This window comes from Nocardiopsis sp. RV163, assembly GCF_001029525.1.
Taxonomy (GTDB): domain Bacteria; phylum Actinomycetota; class Actinomycetes; order Streptosporangiales; family Streptosporangiaceae; genus Nocardiopsis; species Nocardiopsis dassonvillei.
In genome coordinates this window covers 1-26,269 of the sequence record NZ_LEKI01000010.1, presented here as the reverse complement: position 1 = coordinate 26,269, position 26,269 = coordinate 1, and the positions used below count along the sequence as shown (strand labels likewise).

The window sequence follows — 26,269 nt, the reverse complement described above, 5'->3', positions numbered from 1 at the left end:
GCGACGACCCCCGCGTGTGTCAGTGATTGAACCGTTACTCGGAGTGAGAAACGGTGTCTCCCATCAGAGCTGGGAGAGGACACGTCCATGGCCCGCAGAGGCACCGTGGCGCGGCTGGCCGCGCGGATGCTCGAACGCCGACACGTCACCCGTGCCGGGATGGCCCGAATCGGAGTCCTGGGCGCCGTCGGCGCGGCGGTCTGGTTCTCCCGCGCCGACGCGGTCGGCGGCCTGGCGGGCTCGGCCTTCCTCGGCGCGGTCCTGTTCTGCGACGCGGTCCGCGAGCGCATGCGTGCCGACCGGCACGACGCCCTCACCCTGTGGCTCGCGGCGATGCTGTCGCAGTTGCGCGAGTACGCGGTCTACCTCGGCCTGGCGGCGGGCGCCGCGGCCGCCGGGATCGGCGGGGCCTGGGGGTGGGCCGCGGGCGCGCTCGTCGCCCTGGCCCTGCGCGACTCGCTCCTGGCGGCCGGGTCCGCTCCGGCCGTCTCCGAGCCGGTGCCGGACCGAAGAAGACCCCCGTCGTCCGCCCAGGGGCCCGCTGGCGGCCTCCTGGGGGGTCTGGCGCCCCGTCCGCCCCAGGGGCCGCGCGCCAGCGATCCCGGTCTGACCGCGCGACTGTTCGGCGCCACTGTGGTCGACGGCACAACGGGCGGTTCGCGCCCGGTCCGCGCCCCCGCCGGGGCCCGCGCCGACGCGGCGGCGGTGAACGGGCACGCGGTGAACGCCGTCCCCGCGAACGGCGCCCCGGTGAACGGGGCCGTCGGGCGCGGAACCCCCTCGCACGGAAGCCCCGGGGAGGGGGCCCGCCCCGGGGCTTCCCCGAACGGGGCCTGCGACCGGGACCGCGCCGACGCCGGAACCGGCGACCGCGCCGCCCCCTCGCCCCTGCGCCGGATCGCGGACTTCCCCCAACCCGCGCGCTTCCTGGCCATCGCGGTGACCGCCACGCTCTGGGACGCGCGCGTCGCCTTCGTCACCCTCGTCGTCGGCTGCGTCGTCGCGGCCACCGCCCAACTCGCCGATCCCGCGCGGAGCCGACGGTGAACGCGAGCGCCGCGCGGGGGGCGCCGACCCGGGGCAGGTACGACCCGATCCGTCCCGAACTGCGATTTCTTCGTGATGACAGTCACATGGCGCTGCTGCTCGGCCGGATCGCCCCGGGGGGAGCGCCGCCCCTGCTCACGGCGCTCACCGGACTCCTGGTCGTCGGAACGCTCCTTGCGGCAGGCCACGGACGGCTGGCAGGCATTACCCTGTTCGCACCGGTCGCTGCCCTGCTACTGTCCGGACTGGCCTCGGGCCATCCCCACGACGGACGGTTCGACTGGCTCGTGCCACCCGTCCTGCGCGTCACCGAGTACGGATACCTGGCGGTCCTGGGGCTGGCGTCCGGTGTACCGGGTCCACTGGTGTTCGTACTCTTGATGGCGGTCGCCTGTCACCACGGCGACGACGTGGCCCGTCCCGAGGTCGGCGCGGCCCGCCCCGCAGGGGTGCGCGCCGCGGCCCTCGGCTGGGACGGCCGCATGCTCGTCATCGCGGTCGGAGGAGCGCTGCACGCGCTCGCCCCCGCCTACGGCATACTCGCCGGATACCTGGCGGTGCTGCTCGTCCGCGAGGCCGTGCGCACCTGGAGCGCGACACCGGTGGCCGACGTACGTGCCAGCGCCGCCCCCGGCGAGGGCGACACGGACCCGGGGGATCCGCGGATCCCCCGACCAGGCCACGCAGACGGGGGCCAACCGGCCGCCGGAACGAACGGGGAGGCGTGAGAGCCCTCCCCGACTAAGGAGGAACACGCCCTCATGCTCGGAATGGTTCTCGCCGCAGGCGCGGGGCGCCGTCTACGCCCCTACACCGACACCCTGCCCAAGGCGCTGGTGCCCGTCGACGGTGAGACGACCATCATGGACATCTCGCTGCGCAACCTGGCCGCGGCCGGGCTGACCGACGTCGTCGTCGTGGTCGGCTACCGCGCGGAGGCGGTCGAGGCGCGCAAGGAGGCCCTGGAGGAGCGCCACGGCGTCAAGCTCACCCTCAGCCACAACGACAAGGCCGAGGAGTGGAACAACGCCTACTCCCTGTGGACCGCGCGCGAGTTCTTCTCCGAGGGCGTCCTCCTGGTCAACGGCGACACGGTTCACCCCGTGAGCGTCGAGGAAACGCTACTCGCAGCGCGGGGACCGGAACTGCTCCTCGCGGTGGACAGTGTGAAAAGCCTCGCCGACGAGGAGATGAAGGTGACCCTCGACGAGGAGGGCCACCTGCGCACGATCACCAAGCTCATGGACCCGGCCACCGCCGCGGGCGAGTACATCGGCGCCACCCTCATCGAGGGCTCCCTGGACGCCCGTCTGGCCGACGCCCTCAAGGCCACCTGGGAGCGCGACCCCCAGCTGTACTACGAGGACGGCTACCAGGAGCTGGTCAACCGCGGTGAGAAGGTCGCCGTGGCGCCGATCGGCGAGGTGGACTGGGTCGAGGTCGACAACCACGACGACCTGGCCAAGGCGAGGGAGATCGCATGCCGCTACTAGCCCGCATGCTCCCCTCCCCGCTGGCGATCGACGTGCGCCGGGGAGCCGTCGCCTCCCTCGGGACGCTGCTCGCCGACCGCAGGATCGCCACCGAGGGCCGCATCGCCGTGGCCGTCGGCCCGGGCCAGGGGGCGCAGATCGCCTCCGAGCTGGACCTGCCCAACTGCGAGGTCTTCCACGTCGAGGAGGGCACCGTCGACGCCGCGACCGAGCTGGGCAAGAAGCTCCGCTCGGGCGCCTACGAGGCGGTCGCCGGGATCGGCGGCGGCAAGACCATCGACGTGACCAAGTTCGCCGCCACCATGGCGGGGATCCCGATGGTGGCCGTGGCCACCAACCTGGCGCACGACGGCATCGCCTCGCCGGTCAGCTCGCTGGAGCACGAGGGCGGCAAGCCCTCCATCGGCGTGACCATGCCCATCGCCGTGGTCATCGACGTCGACTACGTCCGGGCGGCCCCCTCGCACCTGGTGCGCTCGGGCATCGGCGACGTGGTCAGCAACATCTCCGCCATCGAGGACTGGGAGCTGGCGGGCCGGGTCAACGGCGAGCCGGTGGACGGCATGTCCGTCACCTTCGCCAGGGTCGCCGCCGAGGCGGTCCTGCACCGCCCGGACTCGGTGGAGTCCGAGGCCTTCCTCACGGTGCTGGCCGAGGGCCTGGTGCTCTCGGGCATGGCCATGTCGGTGGCCGGTTCCAGCCGCCCCGCCAGCGGCGCGTGCCACGAGATCCTGCACGCGGTCACCCAGCTCCACCCGGGCACCAGCAACCACGGCGAGCTCGCCGGGCTGGGCGCGCTGTACGCGTCCTTCCTGCGGGTGCGGCACCTGGACTGGTCGGAGGCGCGGATGAACGAGATCCGCGACTGCCTGATCCGCCACGAGCTGCCCGTCGTGCCCTCCGACGTCGGACTCGACGAGGCGGAGTTCGCACGGGCGGTGGTCCACGCCCCGGACACCCGTCCGGGCCGGTTCACCATCCTGGAACACCTGAACCTCTCCGAGGACGAGATCGGACGGAGCGTCAAGGACTATGTCGAAGCCGTCGGTCGCTGAGGTCCGCGCGGGCGGCCAGCCCGCCGGCATCAAGGAGAGGACGAACGAGGAGCACTGGGCGGGCCGCCTCTACATGCGCGACCTGTCCCCGTACCTGACCACGTTCTTCGTCCGGCTCGGCGTCCCCCCCAACCCGATCACCTACCTGATGATGGCCTTCGGCGTGCTCGCCGGGGTCGTGGTCGCCTTCGGCGGCCTGTGGTCGGCGATCGCGGCGGCGCTGTTCGTGCAGGTGTACCTGCTGCTGGACTGCTCCGACGGCGAGGTGGCCCGCTACACCGGACGCACCAGCGTGGCCGGGATCTACCTGGACCGCATCGGCCACTACGTGTCCGAGATCGCGCTCCTCGTCGGCCTGGGCGTGCGCGCCCAGGGCGAGTGGGAGGCGGGCGGCTGGGTGATCCTGGGCATGGCCGCGGCGATCGGCGTGGCGCTCATCAAGGCCGAGACCGACAACGTGGTGGTGGCGCGCGCCAAGGCGGGCCTGCCCGAGAAGGTCTCGGACGAGGCGATGCGTCCGCGCTCGTCCGGCCTGAGCCTGGCCCGCCGCCTGGCCTCGGCGCTGATGGTGCACCGCCTCATCCAGGCCGTGGAACTGTCCCTGATCGTCGTGGTGGCGGCCGTGGTGGACGCCTTCCTCGGCGACCTGGCGGCCACCCGGCTCCTGGTCGCGGCGTGCGCCGCGGTGGGCGTGCTGATGAGCTTCGCGCACTTCGTGAGCGTGCTCGCCTCACGCCGCCTCGAATAGCGCGGACAGTTCGGGCGCACCCGGCCCGAACCGGTTCGGAGCGCCACGAACGACGCGCCGATGACGTTGACGTCACGAACGGGGCCGTGCAGGTTACCCTGTCCACGGTCCCGTCCACCTTCCCTTTATTCTTTCGTTAGTCTGTTCCTGCGATCGTTGGCCGTGTGTCAACCTTGCAGTAACACCTCGTCCACTGAACGGTCGCAACCATGGCCACACCCGTGATTCCGTCCTCACCGAGCCCGGAGAAGCCGGAGGTGACGGTCTCCCCAGCGCCCAGAGCCGAACGGAGCCGCCCCCAGGTGTCCGCGCCCACCCTGTCCTGCGTCCTGTTGACGATGGGCAACCGTCCCGCCGAGCTGCGCCGGGCCATCACCAGCGTGTTCGAGCAGGAGGACGCGGACGTCGAGGTCGTGGTCGTCGGCAACGGCGCGGACCTGCCGGAGCTGCCCGAGGGCGTCACCCGGGTCCGCCTGCCGGAGAACGTGGGCATCCCCGAGGGGCGCAACCACGGGGTGCGCGCGACCAGCGGAGACATCATCCTCTTCCTGGACGACGACGGCTGGTACCGCTCCAGGGACCTGGCCCGCCACGTGCGCGAGCGCTTCGCCGCCGACCCGTCGCTGGGCGCGCTGTCCTTCCGCATCGCCGACCCCGACGGCGGCCCCGACCAGCGCCGCCACGTGCCGCGCCTGCGCGTGGGCGACTCCCGCAAGTCGAGCGTGGTGACCACGTTCCTGGGCGGGGCGTGCGCGATCCGGCGCACCGCCTTCGAAGCCGGGGGCGGGCTGCCGGGCGACTTCTTCTACGCGCACGAGGAGACCGACCTCGCCTGGCGGATCATGGACGCGGGCTACGGGATCGAGTACGACGCCGACGCGGTGATGTACCACCCGGCGGTGGCGCCGACCCGGCACGAGAACTTCTACCGGCTCAACGCCCGCAACCGGGTGTGGCTGGCCCGCCGCAACCTGCCCTGGCCACTGGCGGCGGCCTACCTCGGCACCTGGGTGGGGCTGACCGTGCTGCGCGAGCGCGACCGCGACGCCCTGCGCTCGTGGTTCGGGGGCTTCCGGGAGGGCTGGCGCGAGGAGGCCGGTCAGCGCACCCCGATCAGCTGGTCGACCGCGTGGAGGATGACCCGCGCCGGACGCCCGCCGATCATCTGAGCCCCCGGCCGACCCCGGCGGCGGGCCGTGCCCGCCGCAAGCCCCGCCGCCGGGCGCAGCAGCACCAACCGCGTTTCGCGCATCCGATGGTGATGATCAGCGAGCGCCAGGCCGAGGTCGAGGATCGGGCGGTGCCCGGCCACCGGGAGGGCGACTTGATCATCGGCTCCGGCGGCGCCTCTCCATCGGAACCCTGGCGGAGCGCTCGACCCGGTACACGATGCTGCTGCACCTGCCCCACGGGCGTAGCGCCGAGCAAGTGCGCGATGCCCTGGCCGCGACGGTCCAGACCCTGCCTCGGCATCCGGCGCGCTCGGTGGCCTGGGACCAGGGCTCGCAGATGGCTGCTCACCGGGCGTTCACCACCACCACCACCGACATCTCGGTCTACTTCTGCGGCCCGGCCAGCCCCTGGCAGCGGGGCTCAACGAGAACACGAACGGCCTGTTGCGCCAGTACTTCCCCAAGGGCACGGACCTGCCGGTGCACTCACTCGAGCACCTGGAGGCGGTGGCGGTCCAGCTCAACGGGCGCCCACGCAAAACGCTCGGCTGGCTGGGATACCCCAGCCGAGCGCCTCGCTAAGCTGCTCCAAGCGAGCAACTAATTATCGGTGTTGCAACGACCACTAGAACCCAAGCGGGTGCGCGGCCGGCCCCTCTCGCGTGTGTGCGCCAAACGGCGGGCGGGGGCTCGGTGCGGTGTCGGAAAACTGTTGCCGCTTGACAATAGTTGACTCTGGCGGCATTGTTTTCGGTTGGGAAGTCCGTCCCGAGGCAGCGGCTGCCCAGGGCAGGGCGGGTGCGCCGGGTTCCACCGAAGCGCGGCGCCGGACCGCCCGCCCGGTCCGCGCCGGTGGCTCAGGCCGTACGGAAGTCCGGCTGTTCGGAGCTGTCGGAGCGTTCCTCGGAGCGGCTCGCCGCCTCGCGGAAGGACATGAGCCCTTCCAGGAGCATCACCCGCTTGCGCGGGGGCATGCGGGCGATGACCTCGTTGAGTTCGGCCTCCCTCCGGGCTCTCAGGTCGCGCAGGAAGGTCCGGCCGCTCTCGCTCAGCCAGAGCCTCAGTTCGCGACGGCTGTTCGGACTCGGCGTCCGGTTCACGAAGCCGACCGCCTGGAGGCGGTCGCATAGCCTGCTGACGGATGGAGGGGTGGAACCCAGGCGCTCGGTCACCGTACGCAGGTTCACGCCGTCCTCCTCCTCGAGGATGAAGAGGACCTTGAGCTGCGGAGGAGAGACCGGTGAGGAGGCGACCTCACGGCCGCGCCCCCAGAGCACTTCCATGAGTTCGGTGACGGTGGAGGCCGCACGGGCTGCTTCGGCTGTCGGTTCCTGCGATTCAGGACTCACTTTCCACTCTCACACGTCGCGTCCGTGAGCTGTACCCATCCGGCATCGGAAATGGGGTAACTCTACGACCATAACGGAACGCCCCGTTCCGCGCCCGCCGACCGTACCCGTGCCGGTGTGCGGGATACTTCTCCAATCGGCACAGAAAACACAGGTCGTTCCAGTGAACAGATACGAGACCGTAGCCCGGTCCCTTCGCGAGGCCCAGCCGTACCGGCTCATGACGGTCCTCCGCGCGGTCCTCTCCGAGGGCTACGCGGTGGCGTCCGCCGAGCTCTTCCTCGCTGACTACGGACTCAAGGTACTCTGCCACGTCCCCGACTCGCCTGGCGAGTACGCGGTCGAGCACTCCGTCTTCAACAGCGTCGTGGGCAGGGTCTTCGGCGCCCAGGAGACCTTCGTCGAGGACAGCTTCGGCACCGAGGGCGTCACCGTCCACCTGCCGGTGAGCGCCCGCGGCGACCGGCTGGGCGTTCTCACCGTCGAACTGAATGCGAACGACTGCCCCGCGGACGTGCTCGCCGATCTGGAGAGGATCGCCACGCTGCTCGGTCACGAGATCCTCGTGGCCGAGCGCGACACCGACGTCTACCGGGCGCTGCGCCGCAGGGACCGCCTCACCCTGGCCGCCGAGATCCAGTGGGACCTGCTGCCGGGCCGGGGCTTCGAGTGCCCCGAGTACAGCATCGGCGCCCAGCTCGAACCGGCCTACTCCATAAGAGGTGACAACTTCGACTGGGCGGCCGCGCCGGACCGGCTCACCCTGGGCGTGACCAACGGCATGGGCGAGGGCATCGACGCCTCGCTGCTCACCAGTCTCGGGGTCAACGCCCTGCGCAACGCCCGCCGCGGCGGTATCTCGCTCGCCGACCAGGTCGCCCTGGCGGACAAGGCCGTCTACGCCCACTACCGGGGGCAGCGCTACCTTGACGTGCTCCTGCTCTGCTTCGATCTGGACACAGGGGAGGTGCAGGCGGTCGACGCCGGATCACCCATCCTCTACCGCCTGCGCGGCGACCGGGTCGAGCAGGTCCCCTTCGAGGCCCAGCTCCCGATGGGCATGGCCGAGGACACCGTGTACACCGCGGAGAGCTTCCGTGTCGAGCCCGGAGACCGGCTGGTGTTCGTCAGCGACGGCGTGTTCGACGCCAAGGGGCCGTCCGAGGGGGAGAGCTTCGGAACCCGGGCCCTGACCCTGGCCATCCTGGCCACCAGGCTCGTGCCCAGTTCGTCCGTCCCCCAGGAGGTCCTGCGCCACCTGGCCGACTACCAGGACGGGACAGAGTCCGCCGACGACACGCTGGTGGTATGCCTGGACTGGCGGGGCCGGAGCGAACCGGAGTAGGCACGGCGCCCCCTTCGGTCCCCGTTCCCACCAGTCCTCCATCTGGTAGACAATTGCCACGCGGCAAACAACGTACTGACCCCTTCCAGCGACCCGCAGGACCACGAGGAGATGTATGACTGACGGAGCATCCGACCACTCAGGGTCGGGCGCGCGGATCGTGTCCGCCTTCCTCCGGCGCCGCAGGGAGCAGATCGCCCAGCGCTGGGCCGACCTGCCCCTCTTCCAGACGGTGTTCACCGTCACCCGGGACGAGGCCGTCGAGGCGTGCCACGCCGTCGTGGACTCCCTCGCGGTGGTCGCCGAGAGCGGGCGCGTCGACGACCTGGAGGCCCCCGGCTTCCACCCCGTCCGCGAACAGCTCGTCGCCATGACCGCCTCGCGCGCGAGGTCGGGCCTGTCGACCGCGCAGGTCGACCGCGAGGTCGGCGTCCTGGGCGAGGCCGCGATGGAACTGCTGGTCGCGGAGGCCCCCGGAACGGGCCCCGAGGAGCTGTGCGACATCCGAGTCCAGCTCCTCACCCTGTTCGCCACCCTGCGGGTCATGGTCGTCGAGAGCATGCTCCAGGAGAACCAGGAGATCATCCAGCGCCAGCGCCAGCAGCTCCTGGAGATGGCGACCCCGGTCGTCAAGCTCTGGGACCGCCTCGTCGCCGTGCCGCTGATCGGCATGCTCGACAGCGCCCGCAGCCAGGTGGTGATGGAGAACCTCCTGGAAGCCATCGTCGAGCACAAGGCCACCATCGCCATCCTGGACATCACCGGAGTGTCCACGGTGGACTCGCTCGTGGCCCAGCACCTGATGAAGACCGTCGCCTCGGCGCGGCTCATGGGAGCAGAGTGCGTGATCTCGGGCATCCGCCCCGCCATCGCCCAGACCATCGTCCAGCTCGGCCTGGACCTGGGGCCGGTCACCACCAGGGCCAGCCTGGCCGACGCTCTGGAGTGGGCCCTGGAGCGGCGACAGAGCAAGGCGTCGTCCGTCAAGGGCCCCGAGAGCTGATTGGAAAGGTACGTGACCAGCCCTCCCACCATCCCGGTCCTCGACATCGGCGGACTGCTGCTCGTGAGCATCCAGGGAGAACTCCCCGACGAGGCCGCGGTGGACCTCCAGAACGACGTGACCGCCGCGGTGTCCGACACCGGTTCGCGCGGACTCATCATCGATATCAGCTCGCTCGACATGGTCGACTCCTTCCTCGCACGGGTCCTCGCCGAGGTGGCCGCCTCCTCTCGGCTCCTCGCGGCCAGGACCGTCCTGGTCGGCATGCGCCCGGCGGTGGCCATCACCCTGGTCGAGCTCGGTCTGACCCTGCCGGGCATGGACACCGCCCGGACGGTCACCGAGGCGGCGGCCAGCTTCGGGGTCACCATCGAACGCAGGGAACACCCGGAGCGGGGCGCGACGTGAGCCAGGCCTCCGCGGAGCCGATCCACGTGCCCATCCGCAGGGACACCGACCTGACGATGGTCCGTCAGCAGGTTCGTGCCTTGGCACAGCAGACCGGATTCGGCCTGGTACAGCAGACCAAGCTCGTGACCGCGGCCAGTGAGCTGGCCCGCAACACGCTCCTGCACGGCGGGGGCGGATCCACCGAGATCCGCGTGGTGCACGGCCAGACGGGACAGGGCTTGCGCGTGTCCTTCGTCGACTCCGGGCCGGGGATCCCCGACGTGGACACGGCCCTGACCGACGGCTACTCCACCGCGGGCGGCCTGGGTATGGGCCTGAGCGGCTCCAAGCGCCTCGTGCAGGAGTTCGAGATCGAGAACCTTCCCGAAGGGGGGACCAGGGTCACCATCACCTCCTGGGCCGATCCCTACGGACGCGGAGCCCGATGACCAGGGTCTGGGACCTGGCGGTCACCGACGCCACGCACGTGTCCGAGGCGGCCGGGGCCGTCCGGAAGGCCGCGCTCGGCCTCGGTCTGGACAGGGCCGCGGCGGACGCCGCGGCACTCGCCGCGTCCGAACTGGCGACCAACATGTGCAGGTACGCCGGCGGCGGGCGTCTGGTGGCGGAGGAGGCCAGGGAGCCCTGGGGAACGGCCCGGGCCCTGCAGATCCTCGCGCTGGACCACGGTCCCGGCATCCCCGACCTCCCGCGCGCCATGCGGGACGGCTTCTCCACGTCCGAGGACTCCCTGGGCTCGGGGCTCGGCGCGTGCGCGCGCGCCGCCGACTTCTTCGAGGCCCAGAGCAGTCCGGGCAGGGGGACGGTGGCAGTGGCGAGGTTCGCCCGGCCCGCTGAACGCGACCTGTTCACCTCGCGCGCCGCCACGGGCGGGATCCACGTCCCCCTGGGCGGCTACAAGCTCTCCGGAGACGCCCTCGCCTTCCGCAGCGGCGCGGGTCTGCGCACGGTCATGCTCGCGGACGGACTCGGACACGGCGAGGCCGCCGCGGAAGCCGCCGACGTGGCCTCGCGTTTCGTCACGGGCAGCAGGGGGGGCTCCCCCGACATCCTGTTGCGCGGACTGCACGAGGCCCTGCGGCGCACGCGCGGGGCGGCCGTGGCGATCGTCGAGATCGACGAGCCCCGGGGCCGCCTCACCTTCTGCGGGGTCGGCAACATCGGTGCGCGCCTGTACCGGGACGGGCGCTGGGAGACACTGCTCTCCCGGCCCGGGATCGTCGGGGCCTTCTCCCTGCGCACGCCTGTCCCGGCGCGGAGGGGGTGGTCCCCGGGGGACATGCTCATCCTGCACAGCGACGGTGTGCCGAGCCGATGGAAGCCCGAGGGCGTCGAGGCCCTGTCCGGCCACGACGCCGCGGTCGTGGCCGGAGTGGTGTTCCGGGACTCCGGCAGCGCAGCCCGTCCGCTGCGCGACGACACCAGCGTCGCCGTGGTCACGCACACCGTACGCCCTGACAGGGGAGGACGATGACGCAACCGCTGCTCGACCTGCGGGTCCGCGGCGCGGTCGACGCGGCGCGCGCACGCGCGGCCGTGGCGCGCGTGCTCGACGCCGCGTGCGCCGGGGACGAGGCCGAACTGGAGTTCCTGGACGACGCCTCCTCGTGGGCGCTGCGCGCGGCGGGGCCCGGCGGCCCGGCCGCGCTGGCGGTGGACCTGTCCGAGGACGGGCTCGTGCTGCGCGCCACCGTCCGCGACGGCGCGGGAGAGAGCCGGTGGCAGTCCGACCTGCCCCTCCGCGAGCCCCTCGAAGCGGGAGCCGCGGCGGGCGGGGGCCCCGGGGGAGCCGACGCCGAACTCCTGGCGGAGGAACTGCTGCGCACCTCCGAACGCGCGGGGAGGGTGGCCGCCGTCGCGGCCGAACGCGCACGCGAGCTGGCGTGGCACCAGCGCGAGCTGGAGGAGACCAACCAGGGCGTGCTCGCCCTGCACGCGGAGCTCGCCGAGGCCAGCGACGAGCAGCGCAGACTCCTGGCGGCCGAGCGCTCGGCCCGGGACCAGGCCGAGGCCGCCCGCAACAGGCTCACGTTCCTCTCCACGGCCAGCGCGCGGCTCATGACCTCCCTGAACCAGGCGGAGATCTTCGCCCGCCTTCGGGACCTGCTCGTGCCCGAGCGCGCCGACTCCGTCGAGGTGTGGCTCACCGACGAGGACGGCGGCCTGTGCGACTCCCAGGAGCGTGAGGCCGCCGTGCCGGAGACGGTGCTCCTGGCCGCGGCCCGGCGGCACCCGACGGACGCCCTGGCGGAGGAGGGAGAACTCGCCCTTCCCCTGATCACGGGGTCGGGCCTGCTCGGGGTGCTGCTGTTGCGCCGCGCCGACCCCCTGGACGCCGACGACGAGGTCGTGCTGGTCGAACTCTCGCGCCGGGCGGCGGCCTCGCTGGACAACGCGCGCCGCTTCGAGCGCGAGCGCGACACGGCGGCCACCCTCCAGCGGGCCATGCTCACCGAGCTGCCCGAGACCCCGGGGATGGAGATGACGGCCCGCTACCTGCCCGCCACGCGCGGGATGAACGTGGGCGGCGACTGGTACGACGTCTTCTCACGGGGCGACGGCGAGTTCATCGGCGTGGTCGGCGATGTCACCGGGCACGGCATCCACGCCGCGGTGATGATGGGCCAACTGCGCACGGCCCTGCGCGCGTACGCGCTGGAGGAGCGCAGCCCGGCCGTGCTGCTGGAGCGCCTGCACCGGCTGCTGTGCCACCTCGAACCGGACCTGTTCGCGACCGCGGTCATCGTGCGATTCCGGCCGGGGGACCCCGAGGTGGTGATGGCCGGGGCCGGGCACCCGCCGCCGCTGTGGCGCGACGGCGAGGGCCGGGCGGAGGCGGTCCCCCTGTCGGCCGGCGGCATGCTCGGCCTGCCGGTGGAGCTGACCTACACCGACCACACCGTCGAACTGCCTCCGGGCGCCGCGCTGCTGCTGTACAGCGACGGCCTGATCGAGCGGCGCGGGGAGTCCATCGACGACGGGATCGCGCGCCTGGTGGAGGGCTTCGGGGGGCCGCCGTACTGGCGGGACGGCCCGGACAGGGCGGCCGACGACCTGCTGGACGTCATGGTCAAGTACCAGGACTGCGACGACGACGTGTGCCTGCTGGTCTTCCTCGCCGCCGAACGGGACGGGTAGCGGCTGCCCGGGTCAGCGCGCGCAGAGGGTGCCGGGCGCCCCCTCGGCGCCCGGCCCTCCGACACGCTGTCCCGTCCGGCGGCCGTGCGCCCCCTCGGGTCCGGCGGCCGACGGGAACGCCGGTCAGACCTCGGTGACGACCTCGTCGTACTCAAGGCGCGGCAGGCGGTCGAACCAAGCGTCCGGGCCCGGCCTGCCCACGTTCATGACCACCAGGGGCCGCAGCGTGGAGTCCTCGCCGAAGAACTCGCGGCGCACGCCCTCGGCGTCGAAGCCGGTCATCGGCCCGGCCGCCAGGCCGGCCGCGCGCACGCCCAGGAGCAGGTAGCCGATCTGGAGGAACGCGTTCTGCAGGGCCGTGCTCTCGCGGGCCTCGACGGGCATCCCGGAGAAGTTGTCCCGGGCGTCGGGCGCGACGGGGAAGGTCTTCGGGAAGTGCTCGTGGAAGTCGGAGTCCGCGGACAGGATCAGGGTGAGCGGCGCCGTCGAGGTCTTGGGCGCGTTGTTGCCCGCCATGTGCGGCACGAGGCGCTCGCGGGCCGCGGCCGAGCGGACCACCGTGACTCGCAGGGGTTGGTTGTTCATGGCGGTGGGCCCGTACTTGACCAGGTCGTGGATCGCGCGGACCTGCTCCCCGGTCACCGGCTCGTCGGTGAAGCTGTTGGCGGTACGGGCGTCCCGGAAGAGCAGGTCCTGGGCCGCCTTGTCGAGTACCAGCGCGTCGGTCATGTGTTTCCTCGGTCGTGCTCGTGGTGTGGCGGGGGGCCGTGCGGAGTCGGCTCCGACACGGACCACAACACTTGTTGACGAGGAAGATATTTCCTAGAGAGCTTGAAGTGGGGTCAATCATGCACGGGAGTGCGCTGACGACCCCGCGGGGGCGGCACCACGTGCAGCGGTTCGCCCGAGGCCTCGCCCGCCCACGCCTCCAGGCGTTCGACGAACAGGCGCGCCTGGACCGGCCAGTGGAAGGAGGACCGCGCGATCCGGTGCCCGGTGCGCGCCAGCTCGCGGCGCAGTTCCGCGTCCCGGCGCAGACGCAGCACCGACTCCGCCGCGGCCGACACGTCGCCGAACGGCACCACCAGGCCCGAAGGGCCCTCCGGGCGGCCGGTCACCAGTTCCTGCGCCATCGGGTTGGGCGTGGTCACCACCGGCAGGCCGTGCGCCATGTACTCAACGACCTTGGTCGGCATCGAGTGCCGGTAGTTGGGCGTGTCGTGCAGCAGGCTCAGCCCCGCCATGGCGCCCGCGCAGATCCTCAGCGCCCGGTCGTTGGGCACGAACCCGTACCAGTGCAGGACGTCCTCCTGCTGGGCCCCGCGCAGCAGCGGCCGCACCCCGGCGTCGGCGCCGCCGATGACCTCCAGGCGCACGCCGTGCGGGCGCAGCATGCGCCCCAGCTCCACCAGTTCGCGCGCCCCGCGCGCCTCGGACACCTGGCCCAGGTACACGATCCGGTCGTCGCCCGGTCCGCGCGCCGGGAACTCCGGCACGTCGGTGGTGTTGGGCACGACCGGGTGCTCCATGCGGAACCGGGAGCGGTACCCCTCCTCGGCCAGCATCAGCCGCATCCGCCGCTCCGCGTGCCGCTCGAAGGAGCGCACCACCGTGCCCAGCGGGCGCCGCAGCGACCGGGGCACCCACGCCTTGGTGAGCAGGGCCGCCGCCGTGTCCTCGTGCACGTCCCACACCGTCACCGGGCGTGTGGACGGCAGGGCCAGCAGGAGTTCGGGGTCGTGGAAGAGGAGCAGGTCGGCCAGGGGCGCCTGCTCGGCCAGGACCGCGCGGGCGGCGCGCAGCGAGGCGAGCCGCTCGCGCCCCGAGGCGCGCGGCACGTCAACCGAACGCAGCTCCGACCACGGGGTCACCCCGCACTCGCGGAACGGCGCCACATAGGTCACGCTGTGTCCGGCGTCCAACAGGGCGCGGATCTGCCGGTGCAGGATCCGCGCGTCCTCCGGGTGGTGCACCACCGTGGCCACGAGCGCGTGCATCGAGTTCACCTACCTGTCGCCGTCTGAGGCCCTCTCGGGCGGATCGGCCTGACCGCTCCTGCCGGAGCGGTGTCAGCTCTTCGTCACGGTATTCAACGGGAAAGACGCGCCGAGGAAAGCCCGGTGGCCGCACGGAGTGCAGCGGGTGAACCTTCGGCCGGGGGAAGGTGAACGCCGAAGGGCACGCCGATGAACGCTGTGTGCTCGCGGATCGGCGTGCCCTTCGGGACCGGTTGCTCAGCTCACAGGACCTCGACGCCCTCCCGCGTGACGTGGCGCCTTACCTGCGAGGGGACCGCGGAGTCCGTCTCGGGGTCGGGGCGGCGCAGTACGCCCCGGGTGTCCAGGAGCAGCCGCGCGTACTCCTCCAGCCGCTTGGGCCGGTACTCGGTGTGGTCGGTGAGCAGGATGGTCAGGTCGGCCCCGGCCAGTGCGCGGTCCAGGTCGGTGGACCTGGGCACGTCCACGCCGTCGACCTGCCAGGACTCCACGTGCGGGTCGTGGTAGGTCAGCGTGGCGCCCTTGGCGGCCAGCTTGCGCGCCACCGGCCGGGCCGGGGACTCGCGCTGGTCGGCGATGTCGGCCTTGTAGGTGACGCCCAGCAGCAGCACCTTGGAGCGCGACAGCGCCAGACCGGAGTCGTTGAGCAGCTCCTGCGCCCGCTGGATGACGTAGGAGGGCATGCGGCCGTTGATCTCCTGGGCCAGCTCCACGAACCGGAACGGGTAGCCGAGGGTCTTGACCTTGTACGACAGGTAGTTCGGGTCGATGGGGATGCAGTGGCCGCCCACACCCGGACCCGGGTAGAAGGCCTGGAAGCCGAACGGCTTGGTGGCCGCCGCGGCGATGGAGTCCCACAGGTCCACGCCCAGCTCCTGGCAGAAGATGGCCATCTCGTTGACCAGGGCGATGTTGACGTGGCGGTAGGTGTTCTCCAGCAGCTTGGCCATCTCCGCCTCGCGGGTGCCGCGCGCCCGCACCACCGTGTTCACGAAGGCGCCGTAGAACTCCGCCGCTGCCTGCCCGCACTCCTGCGTCAGGCCGCCGACCACCTTGGGCGTGTTGGCCACGCCGAAGGTCGGGTTGCCGGGGTCGATGCGCTCGGGCGAGAAGGCCAGGTGGAAGTCGGCGCCCGCGACCAGGCCGGACCTCTCCAGCAGCGGGCGGACCACCTCCTCGGTGGTGCCGGGGTAGGTGGTCGACTCCAGGATGACCAGGGTGCCCGGCCGCAGTTGGGCGGCGATCGACTCGGCCGCGGACGTCACCGCGCCCAGGTCCGGGCCGCCCTCCGCCGACAGGGGCGTGGGCACGCAGATCACGATGGTGCGCGTGGCGGACAGGCAGGCCGGGTCGGTGGTCGCGGTGAAACCGCGGTCCAGCATCCCGCGCACGTCCTCCGCGGAGAGGTCGTCCACGTGCGAGACGGCGCTGTTGAGCCCGTCGACGACGCGGCTGCTCACGTCCAGACCGGTGACCTTCAGGCCGGCGGACACGGCCTCGGCCGCCAGCGGCAGGCCGACGTAGCCGAGGCCGAGAACGACGAGGTCGCTGACCGCGCCGGCGGTCTGCTCGGAGACAAGGGCTGGGTTGGAGGCTGCGGCATCCACTCGTGGTCACACTCGCATTCATCTCGTGAACGGGCGTAAATAGCGGGAACTGCCATTGCTCAGTGCGTTAGACGTCTGAGTGTAGGCACGTGTTGTCCACACTTACGGGTTCTGGCCTGGTTCGGTCATTTCGCGAATCCGAACCCGATACGCCTGGTTGTAGCGGTATGCGGCCTCGGCCCAGGTGCGGTCGCTGACGAGATCGCGCCCCGCGCCACCGTAGGAGATCCGCTTTTCACGACTGTAAGCGAGTTTTGTCAGCACATCGGCTAGGGTCGCCGATTCGCCTGCCGGAATTAACTCTCCTGTCACTCCCGGTTCCACGATCTCTCGCAACGCCGGAAGATCACTGGCCACCACCGGAAGCCCGCCGGCCATGGCCTCCACGGGTTTGAGCGGGGTGACCAGACGGCACACCCGCTCGTCGCGCCTGGGCACCGCGAACACGTCCAGCGCTGCGTGGTGGTCGCGCACCCGCGCGGCCGGGACGCGGCCGGTGAAGTGCGCGGCCCCCTCCAGACCCAGCGAGTCGGCCAAGGAGCGCAGGGCGGGCAGCTCGGGGCCGTCCCCCACCACCAGGGCGTGCGCCGCCCCACCGCGTTCGCGCATCAGGGCCACCGCCTCCAGCAGGGTGTCCAGGCCCTCGTAGCCGAAACAGCTGGTGGTGGTGCCCACCACGAAGTCCTCACCGCCGATCCCCAGCTCGGCGCGCACCCCGGCGCCCGGCGGCAGCGGGGCCAGGAAGGAGGCGTCCACCGCGTTGGGCACCACCAGCAGGCGCTCGCGCGGCACGCCGCGCGCCTCGATGTCGGCGCGCATCGCCTCGCCCAGGGTGACCACCAGGTCGGCGGCCAGCATGCACTCGGTCTCGCTCGCGCGCTCGGCCCGGTAGAAGGCGTCGTCCACGCTGCGCGAGGGGTCGCGCGAGAGCCAGGACTCCTCCAGGAAGCCCCGGACCTCGTAGACCACCGGCAGGTCGAACCTGCGGCCCAGCTCCAGGGCCAGGCGGGCGTTGTGGTGGTTGCTCGCGGCGTGCAGCACGTCGGGCCGCAGCGCCTCCACCAGCTCCGAACCCAGCCGCACCCCCGCGGCCAGCTCACGGGCTGCGTCGGCGGGCGCGGTCCAGGGCAGGAGCCGGTGGTAGGGGACGCCGTCCACCCGCACCAGCGTGCGCGGGTCGGGAACGCCCTTGACCAGGGGGTACCCCGCCCTGGTGACCACGTGCACGTCCATCCCGGCCTCGCGCTGGGCGACCGCGATCTTGTGGGTGCGCTGGGTGTAGCCCGCGTTGGTGTGCGGCAGCGCGTTGGTCACCAGGTGCAGCACCCGCAGACCCGCTCCGGGTGACGCCGGGTCCCCGGCCACACGCCACCGTTCACCCTCCGACGCCTCCGGTCGCCGAGCGTTCACCGTGGCGTCGGGCGGCGTTCGTGGATCGCGGGTTAACGTGATGGCGTGACGGTCGGGCGACGTGGACGGGGACGCGGCGACAGCGCGTCCCGTGGCCAGGGCAGTCCGATGCTCCGCGGCCTCTCGAAGGGCGCCCTCCGGAAGCTGTTCGACCAGCTCCCGGGCGGTGGCCGCGTCTCCCGCCGCCAGGCAGGACGCCACCAGGCGGCCCACCCGGCGGGGGGAGGCACCGCTCGCCGCGGCGAGCACCGCCTCGCGCGCGTCCGCGCGCCGGCCCTGGTCCCACAGGGCGTAGGCGCGGGCGCGGCCGCCCGCCCGGGAGGCCAGGGCGCGCACCGCGCGCCGGGGCGGACCGGGCGTCAGCCGCAGCGCCAGCAGCGGCAGCCGGGCCGGTTCGGCCCGCAGGTGTCGCCAGGCCAACGAGAGGGTGAACGTCGCCGCCCGCGGCCAGCGGGCGCGCGAACGCGGAACCTGGGATTCGGAAGCTTGGGTGTCATGCACGGTCAGTCACACAACCACGCGGACGTGACCGTGCGGTGACACCACGGCGACACGGACGGGACGGCTCGGGCAAGGAACGCCGCCGGACCACACCAGTCCCGCCGGTCACGGCGGGAACACCACCCCAACAGAAGGAAACGTGAGAGCCGTGGCAACGAGTGCCCCCCTGGGGAGCCAGGACACCGGGATCGTGCACGTCGTCGGCGCGCGCCCCAACTTCGTCAAGGCAGCGCCCGTGGTCTCCGCCCTGCGCGGACGGGGCGCGCACCAGGCGGTCGTGCACACCGGCCAGCACTACGACGACCGCATGTCCGCGGTGTTCTTCCGCGACTTGGGCCTGCCCACCCCCGACGTCGACCTCGGCGTCGGCTCGGGCTCCCACGCGGCCCAGACCGCCGCGCTCATGGTGGGCCTGGAGAAGGAGTTCACCGGGCGCAGGCCCGGCATGGTGGTCGTCTACGGAGACGTCAACTCCACCGTGGCCGCGGCCCTGGTCGCCGCCAAGCTGCACGTCCCCGTCGCCCACGTGGAGGCTGGGCTGCGCTCCTTCGACAACACCATGCCCGAGGAGATCAACCGCCGCGTCACCGACCAGCTCAGCGACGTGTGCTTCGCCACCAGCCCGGAGGCCGTCGGCCACCTGGCCGCCGAGGGCGTCCCGCCCTCCCGCGTCCACCTGGTCGGCAACCCCATGATCGACACCCTCCTGGGCAACCTCGACCGCTTCGACGCCGGCGCCCTGCGCGAGCGCCTGGACCTGCCCGAGCGCTACGTCGCCGCCACCCTGCACCGGCCCGCGAACGTGGACGACCCCGACACCGCCGCCCGCCTCGCCGAGCGCCTGCACGAGATCGCCGACCTCACCGACGTGGTCATGCCCGTGCACCCTCGCGGCAAGGCCGCCTTCGACCGGGCCGGACTCGGCGACCACCCGCGCGTGCGGCTCCTCGAACCCCTGGGCTACCTCGACTTCGTCGCGCTCACCCGCGGCGCCGCCGCCGTGGTCACCGACTCCGGCGGCGTCCAGGAGGAGACCACGGTCCTCGGCGTCCCCTGCCTGACCCTGCGCCCCAACACCGAGCGCCCCGTCACCATCACCCACGGCACCAACCAGCTCGTCACGGAGGCCGACCTCCTCCAGGCCGTCACCAAGGTCCTGCACGGGCGCAGCCCGGAGCGGATCGGCGACACCCCGCCCCTGTGGGACGGTCGCGCCGGGGAGCGCATCGCCTCCGTGCTCACCCAGTGGTCGAGGTGAACCCGATGACACACGAACACCGCGCACCCGTTCCCGCACCGAGGAACGCCAGCGCGCGGGAACGCGCCGTACGGGGCGCGGTCCCGGTCCAGGCACGCGGGGCGCGCCGAAGAGCGGCCCCGATTCCCCCGCAGCGGTCCAGGTGATCCACCATGGCACACGTCCCTCCAACCGTCCCGCACCCCAGGGGCCCCGCCGGGTCCGCGACACGCCTGGCCAAGGGCATCCGCACCCGGCCGGGAGCTCGTAGGGTGCACCGCACGTGGCAGTCGGACCCGACGCACGGCGCGGTGGTTTCGCCGAACCGAACCGAACACAAGGTGGCAGACCGTGAAACGGCGTGAACAGAGCCAGACCGAACAGCTCCGCCAGGCGCTGGCCGAGCGCGAGGCCCAGCTCCAGGAGGCGCGCAGCCGGCTCGCCGCCCTGGAGGGTTCCACTTCGCTCCAGGTGGGCAAGGCGCTCACGGCCGCCGCCAAGCGCCCCGGCCGGTCCCTGGTCAAACTCCCCCGTGACCTCTACCGCCTCTGGCGCAGCAGCGGCAACACCCAGCACACCGAGCGCCGCCGCCGCGGCGGCGCCGAGCCGGTCCGCTCCTTCGACGCCGAGCGCCAGGAGTCGCGCCTGCTCACCGGACTGAGCGGCGGCAGCGAGGACCTGCTGGTCATCGCCACGGTCGTCGGTCCCTCCATCGCGGAGGCGATCGACCCCTACGTGCGCGCGGTGCCGCTGCGCCCGCACGACGCCCAGATCGTCATGGACGGCGTCGACGTGGACCTGGTCCTGGTCTCGGCCTCGGCCGCCGCCCCCGGTTCGCCGTGGGCGCACGTGGGCGACCCCGCGGCGGCCGACCGCACCCGCGCCCTGCACTGGGTGCTGGAGTCCGCCGCCTCCCGGGGCATCCCCACGGTCCTGCTCGACGACACCCCCTCGCCGCCCGCCCTGCGCGAGCTGGGCTTCGACAGGGTCCACCGCGGCGACGCCGGGGTCCCCCTGCACCTGTTCAACCCCGTGGCCGCCGACCTGACGCCCGGACCCGAGACGGTCTTCGTGCGCGTCCACCGCGAGGAGCCCGTCCCCGACGTCCTCGCCGAGCTGGGGGCGGGCGTGGTGGAGGCGGACTCGCGCGGCCTGGCCGACGCCCTGCGCGCCGCCAACGTCGCCGTCGTGGCGCCCCTGACCGCCGAGGAGCCCCGGCTGCACAGCCGGGCCCGGGCCTGCGGCACCCGCGCGGTGACAGCGGGGGAGGGCCTGGCCGTCACGGTGCCGCGCATGCGCGCCGAGGAGCCCAGCGCGGCCGAGCAGCGGGGCATGCTCCGTCGGGTCTTCCTGCGCGAGGCCACCCCGGTCCGCCTGGCCGAGATCCTGGACGGCCTGGACTTCCCGCCCGGCACGCCCGGCGGCGAACTGCCCCTGCGCGGCCGGTCCGTGGCCGTCCTGGCCGACCCGGCGGGGGAGGCCGACGCCGACCGGCTCGCCGACGACCTGCTGGCCGCCGCGCTCAGGCCCGCCGAGGTGGTCGTGCCCGGCACGGCCTCCCGCCTGCCCGGTATCCAGCGGCTGCGGGCCGAGGGCGTCACCGTGCGCTCGGTGCGCTTCAACGCCCCTGACACCCCGGAGGAACTCACCCGAGACGAGCCCGGCGTCCGCGTCGGGGAGCCCTGGGCCGCCCTGGCCGAGCGCGCCACCGCGCCGTGGTCGCACCTGTGGACCGCCCCGGTCGGCCGCAGGCGCCTGGCCGACCTGGTGTGCGCGGTGGAGTGCACGGACGCGGACGCGGTCGGTACCGTCGACGTCTTGGCCGCCGAGCCGGGCGAGCACGGCTTCTTCGACCGTCCGGACACCGCGGACCGTCAGTACGTCTTCGTCAGCGCGGTCGTGCCGGAGCTGGTCCGCACCACGCTGCTGAGGCGCGCCTGGGACCCGGCGGAGTGGAACCGCCGCGGCACCCGGCTTCTGGCCCTGGGCCCCGACCACGGCACGGGCGACGACGCGGAGGACCCCGTGTCCGACGCGGCCGACGCCTCGACCGGCGCCGTCGGATGAGCCGTACGGGCAACGAGAAAGCATCCGAAGGGAAGAACGTGAGCACACCGCCTCCGCGCGCACTCCTGTACGGGGACGTGGACCTCAACATCATCGACGGTTCCGCGATCTGGGCGCAGTCGATGGCGCAGGCCCTGGCCGCCGCCGGATGCGAGGTGACCCTGCTGCTGAAGGCGCCCGTGCGCACCGACCGGCTCACCGAGCCGCTCACCAGGGCGCCCGGGGTCCGGCTGCTGCGGCCCTACGAGGACAAGGCGCTGCCCGACCTGGGGCCGAGGGGGCTCACCCCGGAGCAGGCCGTCACCCTCATGACCAGGCACCACGAGCGCAAGCCCTTCGACCTCGTCGTCGTGCGCGGGCGCCGCCTGGCGGGGCTGGCCGCCCAGGAGGAGGCGCTGGCGGGCCGCCTGTGGACCTACCTGACCGACTTCCCGCACAGTGTCGGGGAGCTGACCGCCACCGCCACCGCCGAGCTCACCGAGATCGCCCTGGCCTCGCGGTTCCTGCTCTGCCAGACGGAGGAGCTGCGCGCCTTCCTGGAGTCGACGGTGCCCGCCGCCTGCGGCCGGTCGGTCCTGTTCCCGCCGGTGGTGGTCGTCCCCGAGGAGGTGCGGGCCGAGGGCGGCAACGGCGGCCGGGCCCGCCTGGCCTACACCGGCAAGTTCGCGCCGCGCTGGAACACCCTGGAGATGACCGAACTGCCCGCCGAGCTGGCGCGGCGCGGGGTGGACGCCGAACTGGTGATGATCGGCGACAAGATCCACGCCGAACCCGCCGACTGGGCCAAGAACATGCGCAGGGCCCTGGAGGGCACCCCGAACGTGGACTGGCGCGGCGGGATGTCGCGAGCCGAGGCGCTGGGCCAGGCCGCCGAGTGCGGCTTCGGGCTGTCCTGGCGCGACCCGTCCATGGACGCCAGCCTGGAGCTGTCCACCAAGGTGTTGGAGCTGGGCGCGCTCGGCCTGCCGGTGGTGCTCAACCGCACGCCCATGCACGAGGCCATGCTGGGCGCCGACTACCCGCTCTTCGCCGGGACCGACGTCGCCTCGGTCGCCGACGTGGTGGCCCGAGCCCACGGCGACCGCGCGGTCTACGCGGACGCCGCCGCGCGCTGCCGCGCCGCCGCGGCCGACCACACGCTGGAGCGGGCCGCCGAGCGGCTGCGCGGCTACCTCGCCGACGCCCTGCCGCCCGTCCCCGGGGGCGCCGACCCCGAGCGGCCGCTCAAGGTGGTCATCGCCGGGCACGACATGAAGTTCTTCACCCGCCTGGCCGAGTACCTGGACTCGCTGCCCGGCCTCGACGTGCGCATGGACGAGTGGGAGGGGCTGAGCACCCACGACCAGTACCGCTCCCGTGAGCTGGCCGCCTGGGCCGACGTGGTGATCTGCGAGTGGTGCGGGCCCAACGCGCTGTTCTACTCCAAGTGGAAGCGCCCCGACCAGCGGCTCATCGTGCGGCTGCACCGCTTCGAGCTCTACGCGGAGTGGCCCCGCAAGCTCGACATCGACAAGGTCGACGCGGTGGTGTGCGTGAGCCCCCACTACGCCGACCTGACCCGCGAGATCACCGGGTGGCCCTCCGGGAAGGTGGTCGTGGTCCCCAACTGGGTGGACGACGAGCAGCTCGGCCGCCCCAAGCTCCCCGGGGCCGAGTACTCCCTGGGCATGGTCGGCATCGCGCCCTCGCGCAAGCGGCTGGACCGGGGCCTGGACGTCCTCGCCGAGCTGCGGCGCATGGACCCTCGGTACACGCTCTCGGTCAAGACCAAGCAGCCGTGGGAGTACTGGTGGATCTGGAACCGGCCGGAGGAGCGCGCCTACTTCGAGCGCGTCTACCGGCGGATCCAGCGCGACGAGCGCCTCGCCGCCGGGGTGGTGTTCGACCCCTTCGGTCCGGACGTGGCCACCTGGCTGCGGCGGGTGGGCTTCATGCTCTCCACCAGCGACGACGAGTCCTTCCACCTGGCGCCCGCCGAGTGCGCCGCCTCGGGCGGCGTGCCCGCCCTGCTGCCGTGGCCGGGCGCGGACACCATCTACGACCCGCACTGGATCCACGACGACGCCGTGGCGATGGCCGAGGCCATCCACGCGACCGTCAGCGAGGGGCGGTTCTCCGCCGAGGCCGCGCGCGCACGCGAGGAGGTCACCACCGCCTACGGCCTGTCCCGGGTGCGGTCGCTGTGGAGCGACCTGGTGGTCCGCGGCAGGGCGCCCCGGGCTGAGCACTCCGCCGCGCCCCTCGCGGGGCCCCGGCGCCTACACCGGGCCCGTCATCTTGGACAGGCCCCCCGCGCCCGCGGGCAGGAACAGCGCGAAGGTGGTCGGCTTGGTCTGCACCAGCTCGATCCGGGCCCCCTCGGATTCGGCGATGTGGCGGGCCAGGGCCAAGCCCAGACCGGTTCCGCCCCCGCCGCTCACCTCGCGCTCGAAGATCCGGCCGGACAGGCGCTCGGGCACGCCCTCGCCCTCGTCGCTCACCTCGATGCGCACCGACTGCCCGGTGTCCAGCCGCCGGATGGTGACCGTTCCCGCGCCGTGCTTGTAGGCGTTCTCCACCAGGGTCGCGAGGATCTGCGCCAGGTCGGTGGAGACGGTCATCGCGGTCAGTCCCGTGTCCCCGGTGACCAGCAGCCTGCGCTGGGCGGACTGGAAGACCGGCTGCCACTCCTCCTGGAGGTGGTGCAGGACGGGGTCGATCTCCACCGCCTCCACCTCGGGGTTCTGGCTCTTGCGGGCCCGTCCCAGCAGGCTCTCCACGGTCTCCACCAGGCGCTCGGTCTGGGCCAGGGCGGCCTCGCCCTCCTCACGGACCGCCTGGGGGTTGTCCGCCTCGGCCAGGATCTCCTCCAGGCGCATCGTCAGCGCGGTCAGCGGCGTGCGCAGCTGGTGCGAGGCGTCGGTAGCGAAGTGCCGCTCGGTGGCGATCAGCCCGGCGATACGCTCGGCGCTGCGGTCCAGCACCTCCGCCACCCGGTCGGCCTCCGGTATCCCGTACCGGTGGCCCCACGGCGTGGTCACGCCCGAGCCCAGGCGCTCGGCGGTGGCCGCCAGGTCGAGCAGGGGCAGGGTCAGCCTGCGGGCCTGGAACATCGACAGGCCCACGGCGACGCCGATGGCCAGCAGGGACAGCGACGCGATCCCCATCCAGGCGCGGACCACGCTCTGCTGCACGCTCTCGGCGCTCATCCACACCTCGACGCGCGTGCCCCGGCCGGTGGTCGCGGTGGCCTTGAGCATGCTCGGGGAGTCCGGCGCCTCGGGGTCGAGCGCGGGATCGCCCGCGGTCACCGAGGTGGGCTCCTCCGCCGGGGTGATCCGGATGAAGCGGTGCGGATGGTCGCGGTCGAACTCGCCCAGGTCGAGCTGGCCGTGCAGCTCCAGCATGGTGTCGCTCTCGGCGCCGATCAGCTCCGCCTCGCCCTGGAGCTGGCGGGTGCTCTCGTCGTACACCAGCTTGTACGTGAGCGCGCCCAAGGGCAGCCCGAGCAGCATGACGGCGATGACGGTCACCACCAGGGTGGAGAAAACCATCCGCCTGCGCATGTCACCTCATGTCCGTGCGACCCGGAGGCGACCGACCGGCGCGGGGCGCCCCGAGAGGTCGCGTCAGTCTCGCTCGAACCGGAAGCCCACACCCCGGACGGTCGTGATGTACGACGGCTGGTTTGCGTCGTCCCCCAGCTTGCGGCGCAGCCAGGAGATGTGCATGTCCAGGGTCTTGGTCGAACCCCACCAGTTGGTGTCCCACACCTCGCGCATGATCTGCTCGCGGGTGACCACCTTGCCCGCGTCGCGGACGAGCACGCGCAGCAGGTCGAACTCCTTGGTGGTGAGCTGGAGTTCGCGTTCGCCCAGCCAGGCCCGGCGGGAGTCGTTGTCGATGCGCACGCCGTGCACGACGGGCACCTCGGCGCCGCCCCGGCGCAGCAGGGCGCGCACGCGCGCCAGGAGTTCGGCGAGCCGGAAGGGCTTGGTGACGTAGTCGTCGGCGCCCGCGTCGAGGCCGACGACGGTGTCGACCTCGTCGGCGCGGGCGGTCAGGATGAGGATCGGCGTTCCGTGGCCCTCGGCCCGGAGCCGACGCGCCACCTCGAGGCCGTCCATTTCGGGCAGCCCGAGATCCAGGACCATGAGGTCTATGTCTCCCGCACGGGCACGGTCGAGTGTCTCAACGCCGTTGACGGTCACGTCCACCGTGTAGCCCTCGCGCCGGAGCGCGCGCGCGAGAGGCTCGGAGATCGAGACATCGTCTTCGGCCAGCAAAACGCAGGTCATGTTGCCGATCGTAGGTCCGGGGACGCGCATTTCCCTATTATGCGCGCCGGATGTCCCAAGGTTGGTCGAAAATACGCTAATCACATAACGGGCAAAAGGTTCAATTGGCCATCTTGTTACTTTTCTTTACACTTACATGGTGATAATGGGAAGCTTGCTTCGGGTTCCACGTCGTCCGGATCGCGCCCCCCGGTGAACAGTGTGGTGAATAAAATGGGACGATTCATTGCAAAACGTTTGGTAAGTCGGTGTCAGGACGGCGAGGCGTGGAGCCGAGGCGCCCGTCACCAGTCCCGAGAGCGAGGAGAACGTACGTGAACCCCGACAGTTCGCCGCCGCCGGGTGCGCACCCGCCCCGGGGAGGGCCGCCTCCCCCCGGAGCCGGGCGCCCACAGGGCGCACAGGGTCCGCA

At 72.5% G+C, this 26,269-nt stretch carries 21 protein-coding genes and 2 pseudogenes; 16 read left to right on the top strand and 7 right to left on the bottom strand.

Annotation, left to right across the window (positions count from 1 at the left end):
* Nucleotides 1-87: 87 nt before the first annotated feature.
* The 7 genes and pseudogenes from ABD54_RS03470 to ABD54_RS28780 all read left to right on the top strand — a co-directional run.
* Entirely contained in the window at nucleotides 88-1,047 is a 960-nt protein-coding gene (locus ABD54_RS03470) for a hypothetical protein (RefSeq protein ID WP_047867986.1), read from the top strand.
* Entirely contained in the window at nucleotides 1,044-1,775 is a 732-nt protein-coding gene (locus ABD54_RS03465; RefSeq protein WP_047867985.1) for a DUF5941 domain-containing protein, read from the top strand. The genes ABD54_RS03470 and ABD54_RS03465 overlap by 4 nt, the downstream gene beginning before the upstream one ends.
* A 33-nt stretch (nucleotides 1,776-1,808) precedes the next feature.
* Nucleotides 1,809-2,540, top strand: a complete 732-nt coding sequence (locus ABD54_RS03460; RefSeq protein ID WP_013154871.1) for a sugar phosphate nucleotidyltransferase — start codon at nucleotides 1,809-1,811, stop codon at nucleotides 2,538-2,540.
* Nucleotides 2,541-2,545: 5 nt separating this feature from the next.
* Entirely contained in the window at nucleotides 2,546-3,595 is a 1,050-nt protein-coding gene (locus tag ABD54_RS03455; protein WP_047867984.1) for an iron-containing alcohol dehydrogenase family protein, read from the top strand.
* Nucleotides 3,573-4,343, top strand: a complete 771-nt coding sequence (locus tag ABD54_RS03450; RefSeq protein WP_047867983.1) for a CDP-alcohol phosphatidyltransferase family protein — start codon at nucleotides 3,573-3,575, stop codon at nucleotides 4,341-4,343. Before ABD54_RS03455 ends, ABD54_RS03450 begins: the two co-directional genes overlap by 23 nt.
* Nucleotides 4,344-4,645: 302 nt before the next feature.
* Nucleotides 4,646-5,512, top strand: coding sequence for a glycosyltransferase family 2 protein (locus ABD54_RS03445; RefSeq protein WP_047867982.1), 867 nt, complete (start codon nucleotides 4,646-4,648; stop codon nucleotides 5,510-5,512).
* Nucleotides 5,513-5,535: 23 nt separating this feature from the next.
* Nucleotides 5,536-6,119, top strand: a pseudogene (locus ABD54_RS28780) (IS30 family transposase); the annotation flags it as partial.
* A gap of 253 nt (nucleotides 6,120-6,372) precedes the next feature.
* Here ABD54_RS28780 and ABD54_RS03440 read toward each other — a convergent pair.
* Nucleotides 6,373-6,798: a MarR family winged helix-turn-helix transcriptional regulator gene (locus tag ABD54_RS03440; protein ID WP_047867981.1), complete on the bottom strand. Its 426-nt coding sequence runs from the start codon at nucleotides 6,796-6,798 to the stop codon at nucleotides 6,373-6,375.
* Nucleotides 6,799-7,084: 286 nt separating this feature from the next.
* On the opposite strand from ABD54_RS03440, the gene ABD54_RS03435 reads away from it, so the two are divergent.
* The 6 genes from ABD54_RS03435 (at nucleotide 7,085) to ABD54_RS03410 (ending at nucleotide 12,761) form a co-directional block, all read left to right on the top strand.
* Nucleotides 7,085-8,209: a PP2C family protein-serine/threonine phosphatase gene (locus ABD54_RS03435; protein WP_047867980.1), complete on the top strand. Its 1,125-nt coding sequence runs from the start codon at nucleotides 7,085-7,087 to the stop codon at nucleotides 8,207-8,209.
* A 115-nt stretch (nucleotides 8,210-8,324) separates the two neighbouring features.
* Nucleotides 8,325-9,212: an STAS domain-containing protein gene (locus ABD54_RS03430; protein ID WP_047867979.1), complete on the top strand. Its 888-nt coding sequence runs from the start codon at nucleotides 8,325-8,327 to the stop codon at nucleotides 9,210-9,212.
* Between the two features lie 12 nt (nucleotides 9,213-9,224).
* Nucleotides 9,225-9,620: an STAS domain-containing protein gene (locus tag ABD54_RS03425; protein ID WP_047867978.1), complete on the top strand. Its 396-nt coding sequence runs from the start codon at nucleotides 9,225-9,227 to the stop codon at nucleotides 9,618-9,620.
* Nucleotides 9,617-10,051 (top strand): anti-sigma regulatory factor, encoded by a 435-nt coding sequence (locus tag ABD54_RS03420; protein WP_047867977.1) that lies wholly within the window; start codon nucleotides 9,617-9,619, stop codon nucleotides 10,049-10,051. Before ABD54_RS03425 ends, ABD54_RS03420 begins: the two co-directional genes overlap by 4 nt.
* The gene (locus ABD54_RS03415; RefSeq protein WP_047867976.1) at nucleotides 10,048-11,097 is read left to right on the top strand and encodes a SpoIIE family protein phosphatase; all 1,050 of its coding nucleotides are present in this window, start codon (nucleotides 10,048-10,050) and stop codon (nucleotides 11,095-11,097) included. The genes ABD54_RS03420 and ABD54_RS03415 overlap by 4 nt, the downstream gene beginning before the upstream one ends.
* On the top strand, nucleotides 11,094-12,761 hold the full coding sequence (locus ABD54_RS03410) for a PP2C family protein-serine/threonine phosphatase (RefSeq protein ID WP_047867975.1): 1,668 nt from the start codon (nucleotides 11,094-11,096) through the stop codon (nucleotides 12,759-12,761). Before ABD54_RS03415 ends, ABD54_RS03410 begins: the two co-directional genes overlap by 4 nt.
* A 123-nt stretch (nucleotides 12,762-12,884) precedes the next feature.
* On the opposite strand, the gene ABD54_RS03405 is transcribed toward ABD54_RS03410, so the two are convergent.
* The 4 genes from ABD54_RS03405 to ABD54_RS03390 all read right to left on the bottom strand — a co-directional run bounded on the left by ABD54_RS03405 (nucleotide 12,885) and on the right by ABD54_RS03390 (nucleotide 18,195).
* Nucleotides 12,885-13,490, bottom strand: a complete 606-nt coding sequence (locus ABD54_RS03405; protein WP_047867974.1) for a malonic semialdehyde reductase — start codon at nucleotides 13,488-13,490, stop codon at nucleotides 12,885-12,887.
* 113 nt (nucleotides 13,491-13,603) lie between these two features.
* Nucleotides 13,604-14,758 (bottom strand): glycosyltransferase, encoded by a 1,155-nt coding sequence (locus tag ABD54_RS03400; protein ID WP_047867973.1) that lies wholly within the window; start codon nucleotides 14,756-14,758, stop codon nucleotides 13,604-13,606.
* A 242-nt stretch (nucleotides 14,759-15,000) separates the two neighbouring features.
* Nucleotides 15,001-16,365, bottom strand: a complete 1,365-nt coding sequence (locus ABD54_RS03395) for a nucleotide sugar dehydrogenase (RefSeq protein ID WP_047867972.1) — start codon at nucleotides 16,363-16,365, stop codon at nucleotides 15,001-15,003.
* A gap of 102 nt (nucleotides 16,366-16,467) precedes the next feature.
* Nucleotides 16,468-18,195, bottom strand: a complete 1,728-nt coding sequence (locus ABD54_RS03390; RefSeq protein WP_082166679.1) for a glycosyltransferase family 4 protein — start codon at nucleotides 18,193-18,195, stop codon at nucleotides 16,468-16,470.
* Nucleotides 18,196-18,424: 229 nt separating this feature from the next.
* Here ABD54_RS03390 and wecB point away from each other — a divergent pair, with 229 nt between their 5' ends.
* The 3 genes and pseudogenes from wecB to ABD54_RS26960 all read left to right on the top strand — a co-directional run.
* The gene (gene wecB, locus ABD54_RS03385) at nucleotides 18,425-19,534 is read left to right on the top strand and encodes a non-hydrolyzing UDP-N-acetylglucosamine 2-epimerase (RefSeq protein ID WP_047867970.1); all 1,110 of its coding nucleotides are present in this window, start codon (nucleotides 18,425-18,427) and stop codon (nucleotides 19,532-19,534) included.
* A 330-nt stretch (nucleotides 19,535-19,864) separates the two neighbouring features.
* Nucleotides 19,865-21,580 (top strand): hypothetical protein, encoded by a 1,716-nt coding sequence (locus tag ABD54_RS03380; RefSeq protein WP_047867969.1) that lies wholly within the window; start codon nucleotides 19,865-19,867, stop codon nucleotides 21,578-21,580.
* A gap of 65 nt (nucleotides 21,581-21,645) precedes the next feature.
* Nucleotides 21,646-23,817 (top strand): annotated as a pseudogene (locus tag ABD54_RS26960) (glycosyltransferase); the annotation flags it as partial.
* 21 nt (nucleotides 23,818-23,838) lie between these two features.
* On the opposite strand, the gene ABD54_RS03350 reads toward ABD54_RS26960, so the two are convergent.
* Entirely contained in the window at nucleotides 23,839-25,125 is a 1,287-nt protein-coding gene (locus ABD54_RS03350; RefSeq protein ID WP_047867963.1) for a HAMP domain-containing sensor histidine kinase, read from the bottom strand.
* A 63-nt stretch (nucleotides 25,126-25,188) separates the two neighbouring features.
* A complete protein-coding gene (locus ABD54_RS03345; RefSeq protein ID WP_013154850.1) occupies nucleotides 25,189-25,857 on the bottom strand; it encodes a response regulator transcription factor in 669 nt (222 codons plus the stop codon).
* Nucleotides 25,858-26,269: the final 412 nt, after the last annotated feature.

Bases quoted from the DNA above. Each gene is read 5' to 3' on its own strand.
- ABD54_RS03400 (WP_047867973.1), bottom strand. From the start codon at position 14,758: ATGCACGCGCTCGTGGCCACGGTGGTGCACCACCCGGAGGACGCGCGG.
- ABD54_RS03440 (WP_047867981.1), bottom strand. From the start codon at position 6,798: ATGGAAGTGCTCTGGGGGCGCGGCCGTGAGGTCGCCTCCTCACCGGTC.
- ABD54_RS03405 (WP_047867974.1), bottom strand. From the start codon at position 13,490: ATGACCGACGCGCTGGTACTCGACAAGGCGGCCCAGGACCTGCTCTTC.
- ABD54_RS03470 (WP_047867986.1), top strand. From the start codon at position 88: ATGGCCCGCAGAGGCACCGTGGCGCGGCTGGCCGCGCGGATGCTCGAA.
- ABD54_RS03350 (WP_047867963.1), bottom strand. From the start codon at position 25,125: ATGCGCAGGCGGATGGTTTTCTCCACCCTGGTGGTGACCGTCATCGCC.
- ABD54_RS03415 (WP_047867976.1), top strand. From the start codon at position 10,048: ATGACCAGGGTCTGGGACCTGGCGGTCACCGACGCCACGCACGTGTCC.
- ABD54_RS03450 (WP_047867983.1), top strand. From the start codon at position 3,573: ATGTCGAAGCCGTCGGTCGCTGAGGTCCGCGCGGGCGGCCAGCCCGCC.
- ABD54_RS03435 (WP_047867980.1), top strand. From the start codon at position 7,085: ATGACGGTCCTCCGCGCGGTCCTCTCCGAGGGCTACGCGGTGGCGTCC.
- ABD54_RS03410 (WP_047867975.1), top strand. From the start codon at position 11,094: ATGACGCAACCGCTGCTCGACCTGCGGGTCCGCGGCGCGGTCGACGCG.
- ABD54_RS03345 (WP_013154850.1), bottom strand. From the start codon at position 25,857: ATGACCTGCGTTTTGCTGGCCGAAGACGATGTCTCGATCTCCGAGCCT.
- ABD54_RS03455 (WP_047867984.1), top strand. From the start codon at position 2,546: ATGCTCCCCTCCCCGCTGGCGATCGACGTGCGCCGGGGAGCCGTCGCC.
- ABD54_RS03430 (WP_047867979.1), top strand. From the start codon at position 8,325: ATGACTGACGGAGCATCCGACCACTCAGGGTCGGGCGCGCGGATCGTG.
- ABD54_RS03460 (WP_013154871.1), top strand. From the start codon at position 1,809: ATGCTCGGAATGGTTCTCGCCGCAGGCGCGGGGCGCCGTCTACGCCCC.